The 12,130-nt window shown below is 34.9% G+C and carries 8 protein-coding genes; all 8 read left to right on the forward strand.

The window, feature by feature from the left end; genetic code table 11:
* Nucleotides 1-322 precede the first annotated feature (322 nt).
* The 8 genes from GSY47_RS09500 (at nucleotide 323) to GSY47_RS09535 (ending at nucleotide 12,120) form a co-directional block, all read left to right on the forward strand.
* Nucleotides 323-2,260: a glycoside hydrolase family 127 protein gene (locus GSY47_RS09500; protein WP_179005984.1), complete on the forward strand. Its 1,938-nt coding sequence runs from the start codon at nucleotides 323-325 to the stop codon at nucleotides 2,258-2,260.
* Nucleotides 2,260-3,522, forward strand: a complete 1,263-nt coding sequence (locus GSY47_RS09505; protein WP_246611305.1) for a glycoside hydrolase family 88 protein — start codon at nucleotides 2,260-2,262, stop codon at nucleotides 3,520-3,522. The genes GSY47_RS09500 and GSY47_RS09505 overlap by 1 nt, the downstream gene beginning before the upstream one ends.
* 34 nt (nucleotides 3,523-3,556) lie before the next feature.
* A complete protein-coding gene (locus GSY47_RS09510; RefSeq protein ID WP_179005986.1) occupies nucleotides 3,557-4,930 on the forward strand; it encodes a sugar porter family MFS transporter in 1,374 nt (457 codons plus the stop codon).
* Nucleotides 4,917-5,699: a gluconate 5-dehydrogenase gene (locus GSY47_RS09515; RefSeq protein WP_179005988.1), complete on the forward strand. Its 783-nt coding sequence runs from the start codon at nucleotides 4,917-4,919 to the stop codon at nucleotides 5,697-5,699. Before GSY47_RS09510 ends, GSY47_RS09515 begins: the two co-directional genes overlap by 14 nt.
* A 321-nt stretch (nucleotides 5,700-6,020) precedes the next feature.
* Complete coding sequence (locus GSY47_RS09520; RefSeq protein ID WP_219071245.1) at nucleotides 6,021-8,303, forward strand: heparinase II/III domain-containing protein; 2,283 nt, start codon at nucleotides 6,021-6,023, stop codon at nucleotides 8,301-8,303.
* A gap of 313 nt (nucleotides 8,304-8,616) precedes the next feature.
* A complete protein-coding gene (locus tag GSY47_RS09525) occupies nucleotides 8,617-9,588 on the forward strand; it encodes a pectinesterase family protein (protein WP_179005991.1) in 972 nt (323 codons plus the stop codon).
* A 103-nt stretch (nucleotides 9,589-9,691) separates the two neighbouring features.
* Nucleotides 9,692-11,197: a glycoside hydrolase family 28 protein gene (locus tag GSY47_RS09530; RefSeq protein WP_246611306.1), complete on the forward strand. Its 1,506-nt coding sequence runs from the start codon at nucleotides 9,692-9,694 to the stop codon at nucleotides 11,195-11,197.
* A gap of 2 nt (nucleotides 11,198-11,199) precedes the next feature.
* Entirely contained in the window at nucleotides 11,200-12,120 is a 921-nt protein-coding gene (locus GSY47_RS09535) for an alpha/beta hydrolase (RefSeq protein WP_179005995.1), read from the forward strand.
* Nucleotides 12,121-12,130: the final 10 nt, after the last annotated feature.

Below are 12,130 nucleotides of genomic sequence, written 5' to 3' on the forward strand. Positions count from 1 at the left end.
CTAAAAAGTCGTTCCAAAATTGGCAGCGACTTTTTTATATTTAGAAACTAGATACATTGTATTTGATTTAAGAAATGATTTTATGATAAGCCCTTCATTTATAAGTTGTATAGATTAATAAAACTATAATTTATACTCTTTGAACTATAATTTATCTTACTAAAAATTAAAACGAACTAATATTGGGATTGTGTTTGAGAATCAAATTTTAAGAAGCAAACACAATTATTAATTTAAGTATTAGTCAAGTTTTATGTATTTACAAATTAGTCTAAAAAGTATTCAATTTTTGAGAGAAATAAAAAATAACATTTAAAGTAAAATGAAGTATTTAAACAATTCAAAGTATATCGTATTTTCTTTTATAACCACTATAACTGCATTTGCTCAATCGCATTATCCCGGACAACATCAGTCAAAATTAAAAGTAGATGAAACTAAAAATATCCAATTAACAGCTTTTGATCTTGAGGATGTAAAACTATTGGACAGTCCTTTTAAAGAGAATATGGTTCGAGAGAGTAAATGGATTATGGATATTAGTGCCGATCGTTTGCTGCACAGTTTCCGTAATAATGCTGGCATATACAGTGGAAATGAAGGCGGTTATTTTACCATGAAAAAATTAGGAGGTTGGGAATCCTTAGATTGTGAGTTGCGAGGCCATAGCACTGGACATATTCTTTCTGGTTTAGCTTTATTGTATGCTTCTACTGGCGACAGTAAATACAAAGTGAAATCTGATAGTATCGTATCTGGTTTAGCTGAAATACAAAAAGTACTAAACCAAAAAGGTTTTCTAAGTGCTTTTCCTGAAAATTTAATTGATAGAGCCATAAAAGGACAGAAAGTTTGGGCGCCATGGTATACACAGCACAAACTATTCTCTGGTCTTATTGACCAGTATTTGTATTGCAATAATAAAGAAGCTTTTGAAGTGGTTAAAGGAATGGCCGATTGGGCTTATCAAAAATTAAAACCTCTTTCTCAGGAAGAACGCAAAACGATGCTGCGTAATGAATTTGGAGGTATGAATGACTCATTTTATGCTTTATATCAAATTACGGCAAATCCAAATTACAAGTTCCTTGCGGAGTTCTTTTACCACGACGATGCTTTAAATCCATTAATTGATAAGGAAGATAATTTGAATAAGAAGCATGCCAACACCTATATTCCTAAATTGATTGGTATTTCACGCGCTTACGAATTAGAAGGTACAACTAAATACCGTGAAATACCAGAGTTCTTCTGGAATACCGTAGTAGATCATCATTCATTTATCACAGGCAGTAATAGTGATAAAGAAAAATTTTTCGAGCCTGATCATCAATCAGAACATTTGAGTGGTTATACAGGCGAATCGTGCAACGTATATAACATGTTAAAGCTTACGCGCCACTTATTTGCCTATGAACCAAAAGTCAAATATGTTGATTTTTACGAGAAGGCATTATACAACCATATTCTAGGGCAGCAGGATCCACAATCCGGAATGGTTGCATATTTCCTGCCAATGAAACCTGGTGCTCATAAAGTATACAGCACACCTGAAGATTCCTTTTGGTGCTGTGTAGGAAGTGGTTTTGAAAATCAGGCCAAGTATGGAGAGTTCATTTATTACCATGATAAAAAGAATTTATTTGTCAATCTGTTTATTCCTTCTCTGCTAACTTGGAAAGAAAAGGGAATGACAGTAAAGCAAGAAACGACTTTTCCAAATCAAAATAATATCAAATTAACCATTAATACAGCGGGTTCAGAAGCTGTTTCTATAAATATTAGATATCCGAATTGGGCAACAGAAGGTGCTAAGATTTCAATTAATGGGAAACAGCAAAAAATTACTGTAAAACCGGGTAATTACATCGTACTCAATCGCAAGTGGAAGGATGGAGATATTATCGGAGTGGTATTTAATTTACCATTAAAAGTTACACCTACTCCAGATAATCCAAAAGTAGTAGCAGTAACTTATGGACCAATTGTCTTGGCGGCCGAATTAGGTAGTGCCGATATGATAGAGCCGGCTCCCTTTAGTAATCCTAAATTATACAATGATTATTATACCTACGATTATCATGTTCCAGCTTCGATTACAAATCAGCTGAACTATTCATCTAAGGAATTACTAAAAAATATTTCCAAAGTAAACAATAATGATTTGTTGTTTAAGATTAAGGGAAATGATGAAACACTTAAACCAATTTCTGATATACACAGACAGCGATATACTATTTATTGGGAACTAAATAAATAATGAATTACAGTAATAAGATTATGATTCTAAACAAACAAGTAACAGTTATATTGGGAGTATTTATGCTGCTTGCCGGCTGTGGTAGGAAGTTGGTTCAATCTCCAGCAGAAAATGATTTCAATGTAGATGCCGAATTGAATTATTGTGTCAAGCAAACTTCAAAAGCTTTAGCTCAAATTCCGGATAATGGTTTAATACCTAGAAATATCGCACCAAATGCCACTGAATGGCGGATGGTAGATTACACCGATTGGACCAGTGGTTTTTGGCCAGGAGAGTTATGGTATCTTTTTGAGGCGACTGCAGATAGTAAGTGGAAAAAAGTTGCAGATAAATATACACAGTATTTAAAACCACTTTCAATTTCTCCAGCTACAGATCACGATTTAGGTTTTCAGGTATTTAGCTGTTATGGTAATGGGTATCGTTTAACCAAAGATCCAGAATATAAATCAGTATTACTGAAAACCGCTGATACGTTGGCCACTTTATTTAACCCAAAAGTAGGTACTATTTTATCCTGGCCTCGTGATGTGCCAAACATGGAATGGCCTCAACACAATACCATTATGGATAATATGATTAATTTGGAATTATTATTCTGGGCTTCCAAAAATGGCGGATCTAAACAATTATACGATATGGCAGTTAGCCACGCAGCAGTAACCATGAATAACCATTTTAGACCCGATTACACTTCCTATCACGCAGTAGTTTATGATAAAGAAACGGGTAAAAAAATAAAAGGAGTTACGCATCAGGGGTATAGTGACAGCAGTATGTGGGCACGGGGACAGGCTTGGGCAATTTATGGATATACGATGGTATATCGCGAAACTAAAGATCCTAAATTCCTTGATTTTGCGCACAAAGTAACCCGCGTTTACTTAGATCGGTTACCCAAAGATCTAATTCCATATTGGGATTTTGACGATCCTGCAATTCCAAAGTCAGCCCGTGATGCATCAGCGGCAGCTGTGGTTGCCTCAGCATTATTAGAATTAGCTGTTTATACAACAGATAATAATCTGGCTAATGAGTACAATGAAAAAGCCCTGGGGATGTTAAAAGAATTATCTGCAAATTATCAGAGTAAAAATCATAATTCAGCACTTTTATTACATTCTACAGGGCATAAACCCGCTGGTTCTGAGATCGATTATTCCATTATCTATGCCGATTATTATTATGTAGAAGCACTATTGCGTTACAAAAAAATTGCTCAGGGTCAGAAGCCATTAATTACTTATAAACTTAACTAATTATAAAACCAAAATTTTAATTGCCTTTTTTAAAATGAAAAATAAAAAAATCATTTACTGGTCGGTCGTTGTGGCATTGGCTGGTTTTCTTTTCGGCTTTGATACCGTTGTCATTTCGGGAGCCGATAAACAATTACAGACATTATGGAATTCTTCGGATTTGTTTCATGGTTTGGTGGTAATGTCCTCGGCACTTTGGGGAACTGTATTAGGCGCTGTTTTTGGTGCGTTACCTACCAATAAATTAGGCCGTAAAAACACGTTGATTTTAATAGGAGTATTGTTTTTCTTGTCCGCGGTTGGAACGGCCTTTGCTAATTCCCCAATCGTCTTTTCAATTTTCCGATTTCTGGGAGGTTTAGGCATTGGAGCTTCAACTATTGCAGCACCAACTTATGTTTCTGAAATTGCTCCTGCTAAAGACCGTGGTAAGTTAGTAGCACTTTACCAGTTCAATATCGTTTTTGGGATTCTAATCGCTTTTCTTTCCAATTATTTATTACAGGATATAGGAGAAAATTCATGGCGTTGGATGTTAGGCGTGCAGACAGCGCCAGCATTAATTTATACACTTTTGGTTTTGGGCATCCCAGAAAGTCCTCGTTACATTTTCGATTATAAAAAAGATGCCATTAAAGCAAAAGAAATCCTTTTCTTGGTAAATACTCCCGAAGAAGCAGAGTTGGAGTTAGAAGCTATGTCTAATGAAAAAGTAAAAGAAAAAGTAGATGAATCGATCTTTATGAAAAAATATAGAAAACCGTTAATGCTGGCTTTCTTTATTGCCTTATTCAATCAATTTTCTGGGATCAATGCCTTTTTATATTATGCACCGCGGATTTTTGAATTGGCAGGTCTTGAAAAATCGGCTTCCTTTTTTAGCAGTATTGGCATCGGTATGGTAAACTTAATATTTACGTTGATAGGGATTTCATTAATTGATAAATATGGACGTAAAACCTTGATGTATTTAGGTTCTGTTGGATACATTGTTTCCTTGGCTTTAGTGACTATGGCATTCTATTTTGAATGGAAAGGTATGGCGGTTCCTTTGTTTTTCTTTTTATTCATTGCTTCTCACGCAGTAGGACAAGGCTCGGTAATTTGGGTCTTTATTTCAGAATTGTTCCCTAATAAATTGCGTGCGGCAGGTACTGCTTTTGGCACTTCTGTGCATTGGATATTGGCTGCATTAATTCCATCTTTTATTCCTTTTCTTTTTAAAGAAATTGGCGCTACTACGGTGTTCTTGATTTTCTGTCTAATGATGGTTTGGCAATTATTATGGGTAGTCATTAAAATGCCTGAAACCAAAGGTAGAACCCTCGAAGAACTATCAGAAAGTTTAGCAACAAAATCATCTATTAAACCAAATTCTAATAAAAAAGTTGAAAATGAATTCATTTAGTTTACAAGGCAAAACGGCCTTAATTACAGGAGCTACGCACGGTTTAGGAATGGCTATGGCTGTTGGTCTAGCGCAAGCAGGCGCCGAATTAATTATAACAAACAACCTAAAAGAACCTTTAGATGCTGCTATCGAGCAGTATATAGATTTAGGATTTAAAGCTTCAGGTTATGTATTTGATGTTACCGATGAGGTAGAAGCAGAGAAACAAGTAGCAGATATCGAAAAAAATCACGGTAAAATTGATATTCTGGTAAATAATGCTGGAATTATTTTAAGAGTATTAGCCTTAGATATGCCAGTTGCCGATTTCCGAAAAGTAGTTGATGTAGACCTTATTGGTCCTTTTATCATGTCTAAACTAGTGGCTAAAAACATGATCGAACGTCGCTCTGGTAAAATTATTAACATCTGCTCTATGATGAGTGAATTGGGGCGTGACAATGTAAGTGCTTATGCTTCAGCTAAAGGAGGGCTTAAAATGCTGACCCGTAGTTTAGCTACAGAATGGGCTAAGTATAATGTACAGGTTAATGCTATTGGACCAGGCTATTTTGCCACTTCACAAACAGCTCCAATTCGTGTAGATGGACATCCATTTAATGATTTCATCATCAGTCGCACACCCGCTGGACGTTGGGGTGAGCCTGAAGATCTTGCTGGTACAGCTGTTTTTTTAGCTTCAGAAGCAAGTAATTTTATTAATGGTCAAGTAATTTATGTTGATGGAGGTATTTTGGCTACAATTGGTAAGCCTTCAAACGAATAGATTTTGATACGCTATAATTTATTATTCTCAAAAATAGTTAAAACGATGCACTTTAGTGCATTTAGTTTTCAGCTTCTAAAAAGTTTTTAGCCGCAAATTTGCTTCGCTTATTCACGATCAGTCGGGGTGCATTGACACAAATTAATTTCCGAAAATTTGTGCAATTTGTGGTTGGAATTAAGCTTTACAACCTTGCAGACTTTAAGTCATAGTTAATCATCAAATAAGTTAATTGATTAGGCTGTTATCTTGTATAGCAGCCTATTTTTCAAATATTACCACGTCGATATAGATGAGCAAACAATTTTTTAAAATTGGAATATGAAAAAAATATTGATAACGACTTTTATAATAGCTTCTAATCTATTATGGTCGCAAAAAATACAGCACCCTGCATTATTGTTAACTTCAGAAAGAGTCAACTACGCAAAAAAAATGGCGGATAGTGATCCAAAATTAAAGGAAGCATGGAAAATCATTAAAAAACAAGCAGATGATGCGCTTTCTAAAAATGATTTATTAAAGACCGATTATTTGGCTTTGGCTTATTTAATGTCTAATGATAAAAAATATGCCGAAAAAGCAAAAGAAATATTATTGAATTCAGTAAGAGGTAAACAATGGAGTAGTACTGACGAGATGATGTTGCGTAAACCCGCTTGGCGAGCAGATTTAGGATTTTCTCATAAATGCCGTATTAGCGCTATTGCCTATGACGGGATTTACAATATACTTTCAGAAGCGGAAAGAAAAGAAATCGCTGAAGGTTTATTTAATTATGGTGTCGTACCAGGTTTGGGTGATTGGTTTTTAGAGCCAACCAGAATTCATTCCCTCAATTCTATGGGGCACAATTGGTGGACATCTTGTGCTAGTATGTCTGGATTGTTAGCATTGAGTATTTCAAACGAAGTTCCTCAAGCGGCCACCGCAGCAGCATTGTTTTATGAACAATTACCAGAATGGTTTGCTTTTGCCGGCGATGAACTTCAAAATAAACCTAAAAGTTTCGATAAAAATGGAGGTATGTACGAAAGTATTAATTATGCCAATTTTGGTACATCAGAAGCTTTAGTATACATGTTGGCATGGAAAAACGCACATCCCAATTCGAAACTTTTAGATATACCCGAATTAAAAAACACTCCCGATTTTTTCATTTATTGTGCCTATCAAGGAGATAAAAAAATACAAAGCCTCAATTTTGGTGATAGCAGGGCAGAAATTACAGCAGAAAACGTGATGTTGCTCCTCTATGCCTTAGGTCAAAAAGAGGATAATATGTTATGGTATTTAAAGCAAACTGAACTGGGTAACAATAGGGAAGGACTTTATAGAAACACACCTTTAGGATTTTTGTATTATCCCAATACAAGTCAGGCTCCCAAAGAACCAAATCTAAAAAACTCACAGTTATTTGCAGATTTTGGCTGGGCTACCTTGCGAAATGCATGGAAACCAGATGCGACAATGTTAGGTGTAAAAAGTGGGCACACCTGGAACCATTCACACGCAGATGCCAATTCATTTTTAGTATATCATAAAGGAGAAAACCTAATTGCAGACGGTGGTCACTGTTGGTATCCAAATCCTGCCTACCGCGAATATTTTTTTCAAAGCCAAGCCCATAATGTAGTTTTATTTAATGGAGAAGGACAGCCTATCAATCAGCAATATGAAGGTTCTATGTTGGATGGTAAACTTACTAATTTATTGGATGCTGGTACCATAAAATATGTTTTAGCCAATGCAACTGGTCCAACTTCTAATAATTTCATTCGCAATTTTAGACATTTTTTATGGATCGATAATATCATTTATATTGTTGATGATTTAAAAACATATAAGGAAGGAAACTTTGAATGGCTGTGGCATTTAGAAGGAGAAGTAAAAAAGAATGGAATAGATATTAATGTAAAACACAACGAAGCAGCACTAACTATTCGTCCGATATATCCTGAATATATTACCCCTTCCAATTTTGTACACGACTATCCAACTTTCTCCCGTTTTGAAGAACGTAAAGCTCCTTCTGAAGATTTAAAAGGAGAAACAATTTATTATTCCGTTAAATCCCCAGTAGAAGCTAAAAAAGTTAAAGGATTAACCGCGATAATCTTAAAAGATAACGAAACAGATAAAATGCCTAAAATAGAAAAAATTGAAGGTAAAGATTGGATTGGAATTCGTGTACGTAATAATGGCAAGATTACAGATATTATTATTAATCAATTAGCCGATGGCACTTTAATGCATTCCAATTCTTGGATATGGGCTGAAGGCTGGGAAACCGATGCCTATATGTTTGCAGTAACTTATAATGAAAACAGTAAAACAGAGGATGTCGCGGAAATTTGTATTATATACGGTAGTGCATTACGTCGAAACAATAAAGCTTATTTCAGTTCACTATCAAAATTAAATGTTATTCAAAAATTAGATGAAGACAAAATGTTAATTACTATTGATGGCCAACCGCTTATTAATGCTTCGTTTTATGCGCCAAAACAACCTAATACTTTAATGGTAAATGCTAAAGAATCAAATTTTGTATTTGATAATCAATATTTAAGATTTAAACTGGATAATCGTCTGAAAGAATGAATTCCAAACAAAACAACAAAGGAGAAATTTTAAATATTAAGGGGGGTAAAGCAAATATGCTTTACCCTTTTTAGTTTAGCAGCTTTTTAAATATCTTCTTTTACTAATTAGAAAAATTAACCAATAGATTTTGAGTAATAAGTAGATCGTATTTTATCAAATTGTTTCCAGTTTTAATTATTCCGCTGTTTTTAAGGTCTTTTTTGTGATTTCACCCTAGAGTAATTGTAAAATGTCCCATATTCTTTACTGGGAAACATTCTATGTTTGTACCTGTTGACAGTTTGAAATTTAAACTGCACTAGATACTATTATGAAAAAAAATATCACTTTATTATTCTGCTTTTTTCTATTTTTTACTGTTTTCCCAAAAGGATGGAGTGCAATTGTTCAAGATACTATTACAGTTTCATTAGATGGTTCAGCCGATTTTATTTCGATTCAGGAAGCCATTACCGCTTGTGGCGCTTTTCCATCTAACCCGAAAACTATTTTTATTAAAAAAGGGATTTATAAGGAAAAAATCATAATCGATTCTTTTAACAGTAATATCTCTCTTATTGGAGAAAGTAAAGACCAGACCATTATTTCATTTAATAATTATAATGGCCAGCCTGATATTGGCACTTTTACAAGTTATACTTTAAAAATACTAGCCGATAATATTAGTCTTCAAAATATAACAATAGAGAATACTGCGGGAGCTGTTGGACAGGCTGTGGCGCTGCATGTCGAAGGAGATTATTTTAAAGCATCCAATTGTAAGTTTCTAGGCAATCAGGATACTTTATATACAGCTGGAGAAAATAGACGGCACTATTTTAATAATTGTTACATAGAAGGCACTACCGATTATATTTTTGGTTCGGCTACCGCTGTTTTTGATAATTGTACTTTGTATAGTAAAGCCAATTCGTATATCACAGCGGCAAATACTTCTAAAAACAGCAAATATGGTTTTGTCTTTTTGAACTGTAAACTTTTATCTGCACCAAATGTTCGAAAAGTGTATCTGGGACGGCCGTGGCGTGAATATGCGAATGTAATTTTTTCCAGTTGTTTTATGGATTCTCATATCAATCCGGAAGGATGGCATAACTGGGGAAAACCGGAAAGTGAAAAAACGGCTTATTATGCCGAGTTTAAAAATTACGGTCCGGGAGCTTTGACAAATAAGCGAGTCAAATGGTCGCATCTACTATCTGTTGAACAAAATCGTAAGCTCACTTTTGATGTTATTTTCAAAGTAGAGAATCAATGGAATCTCAGTTCGGCTACACCATAAAATCTTTAATATTCTTATTTACTATCATACTTACTAAACCATGAACCATAAATTTTATTACAAACTATTTTGTTTTATCTTTTTTCTAAATTCCCTAAGCGTTTTGGCAAAAAGCTTTGATCTTAAGGCATTAGGAGCAGATAATTCGGGTAAAAAATCCTGTACAGCGCTCATTCATAAAACCATTGATCTGGCTTCAAAAGACGGAGGAGGGACTTTGTATTTTCCAGCTGGTAATTATCTAACAGGCGCTATCACTTTAAAAAGCAATATTACCATCTATTTAGAAGCTGGTGCCACTTTAAAATTTTCATCCAATTTTAATGATTATCTGCCTTTTCAAAAAGTACGTTATGAAGGTGTGTTTATGAAAACATTTGCTCCTTTGTTTAATGCCCAAAAAGCTGAAAATATTAGCATTAAAGGAGAAGGTACTATAGATGGAAATGGTTTTGCGTGGTGGGAAGAGGCTATGAGAATCAATAAGGAATTAAAATCGAATGGTACACTTAAAGAACCAACCGAATTACAAAAACTTTGGGCAGAACAGAACAAAGAATTAAAAGTAGAACCGTATTATGAAAATACATTAAAAACACAGTTTTTTAGACCTCCTTTTATTCAGTTTTTGGAATGTAATAAAATCAATATCGAAGGGATTCGCATTTTGAATTCTCCATTTTGGACTATTAATCCAGTAGGTTGCAATGATGTACGCATACATGGAGTAACAATCCTGAATCCGGATAAAGAACCACACGGCCCAAATACAGATGGTATTAATCCTTCTTCTTGTTCCAATGTTAGAATATCCGATTGTTTTATCAGTGTAGGAGATGATTGTATTACTATAAAATCAGGTAGAGACTTTCACGGACGCGAATATGGAAAAGCATGCGAAAACATTACCATTACCAATTGTGTGATGCTGGCAGGTCACGGAGGTGTTGTAATTGGAAGCGAAATGTCTGGTAGCGTAAAAAATGTAGTCATTACAAACTGTGTTTTTGACGGAACAGATGCAGGAATCCGAATGAAAGCTTCTAGAGGTCGTGGAGGAGTTGTGGAAAACATTATGGTCTCCAATATAGTGATGCGAAATATTGGTCGTAACGCCTTTACATTTGATCTTTTTTATGATAGATCATCCAAAATAGAACCTGTTTCTGAGCGTACTCCAATCTTTAGAAATATAGCCATCAGCAACGTAACAGGCAGAAGCATTAATAAAGTGGGAGTGATTTATGGAATCGAAGAAATGCCTATCGATGAACTTACTTTCACAAATATTAATATGGAAGCCAAAGAAGGTTTTACAGGAAATCTAGGAACCAATCTGACTTTCGCGAATGTAGATATAGTGGCCGAAAAAGGCCCATCTTTCGAGTTTACGAATTGTGAAAAACTGTTGTTTAATGATGTGAAATCTAAAAAACCGATTGCAGATCAGCCAATAATTAAATTAGAAAACTGTAAAACGATAGTGGTCAACAACTGTTTCCAGAAAGTACCTGCTTCCATTTTTGTTGAAGCCGTTAATTCAGATGTAATTCAGGGTAATAATTTCTTATCTCTTGTAAAAACACCTTTCATTAAAAAAGACAAATAAAAATGAAAAATATTGTATTGCTTTTTTTATCCATTATTTTTATAAATACAGCTTTTAGCCAAGAAATTATACCGCTTTGGGAAAAAGGAAAGATGCCTAATTCCAAAGGAATGAAATTAAAAAGAATAGAAGATCGTGAACGCATAACTCAGGTTGATAATCCGTCGATATATGCTTTTTTTACTTCGAAAGAAGAAAACACCGGAGCAGCAGTTTTAATTTTTCCTCCCGGTGGTTATAAAAAACTTACTTACAATATTGCGGGATTTCAATTGGCTAAATGGTTCAACACTTTTGGCGTAAATGCCTTTGTAGTCATGTATCGGCTTCCAACTTCGCCTGATTTGGTAAATCCTGCTTTTGGGCCAATTATAGATGGTCAGAGAGCTATTAAAATGATCCGAAGCCGAGCTTCTCAATGGGGAATAGATCCTTCTAGAATTGGAGTGATGGGAGCTTCTGCAGGTGGAGGTTTAACATCCAATCTTGCCACCATTACTACTGATTATGCTCAGATTAAAGACGATTTGGATTCGGTGAGCATACAGCCGAATTTTCAAATTCTTATTTCTGGAGCTATCAGCATGAAGCAGAATGCACATAAAGGAAGTTATGAAGCTTTATTGGGAACAAATCCAGATCCCAAAAACGAACAGCTTTTTTCGGGTGAATTAAATGTTACTACCGCTACACCACCTGCATTTGTTATTTGTGCAGCGGACGATCACGTGGTAAATCCACTCAATAGCATCCAATATTATCAAGCGCTTTTAAAAGCTAATGCAAAAGCGGCGTTACATATTTTTCCGCAGGGAGATCATAACATCGCGCTTCGCAATAATCCAGGTTCTACACAATTATGGCCAGCTTTATGTGAAACTTGGTTAAACGAAATGGGCTTTCTTGCGAAACCTCAGAAATAAAACTAACTAT

It is taken from the genome of Flavobacterium quisquiliarum, assembly GCF_019308285.1.
GTDB lineage: Bacteria > Bacteroidota > Bacteroidia > Flavobacteriales > Flavobacteriaceae > Flavobacterium > Flavobacterium quisquiliarum.

Excerpts from the sequence above, each read along its gene's own strand:
- GSY47_RS09505 (WP_246611305.1), top strand. The coding sequence starts at position 2,260 with ATGAATTACAGTAATAAGATTATGATTCTAAACAAACAAGTAACAGTT.
- GSY47_RS09525 (WP_179005991.1), top strand. The coding sequence starts at position 8,617 with ATGAAAAAAAATATCACTTTATTATTCTGCTTTTTTCTATTTTTTACT.
- GSY47_RS09515 (WP_179005988.1), top strand. The coding sequence starts at position 4,917 with ATGAATTCATTTAGTTTACAAGGCAAAACGGCCTTAATTACAGGAGCT.
- GSY47_RS09535 (WP_179005995.1), top strand. The coding sequence starts at position 11,200 with ATGAAAAATATTGTATTGCTTTTTTTATCCATTATTTTTATAAATACA.
- GSY47_RS09500 (WP_179005984.1), top strand. The coding sequence starts at position 323 with ATGAAGTATTTAAACAATTCAAAGTATATCGTATTTTCTTTTATAACC.
- GSY47_RS09510 (WP_179005986.1), top strand. The coding sequence starts at position 3,557 with ATGAAAAATAAAAAAATCATTTACTGGTCGGTCGTTGTGGCATTGGCT.
- GSY47_RS09520 (WP_219071245.1), top strand. The coding sequence starts at position 6,021 with ATGAAAAAAATATTGATAACGACTTTTATAATAGCTTCTAATCTATTA.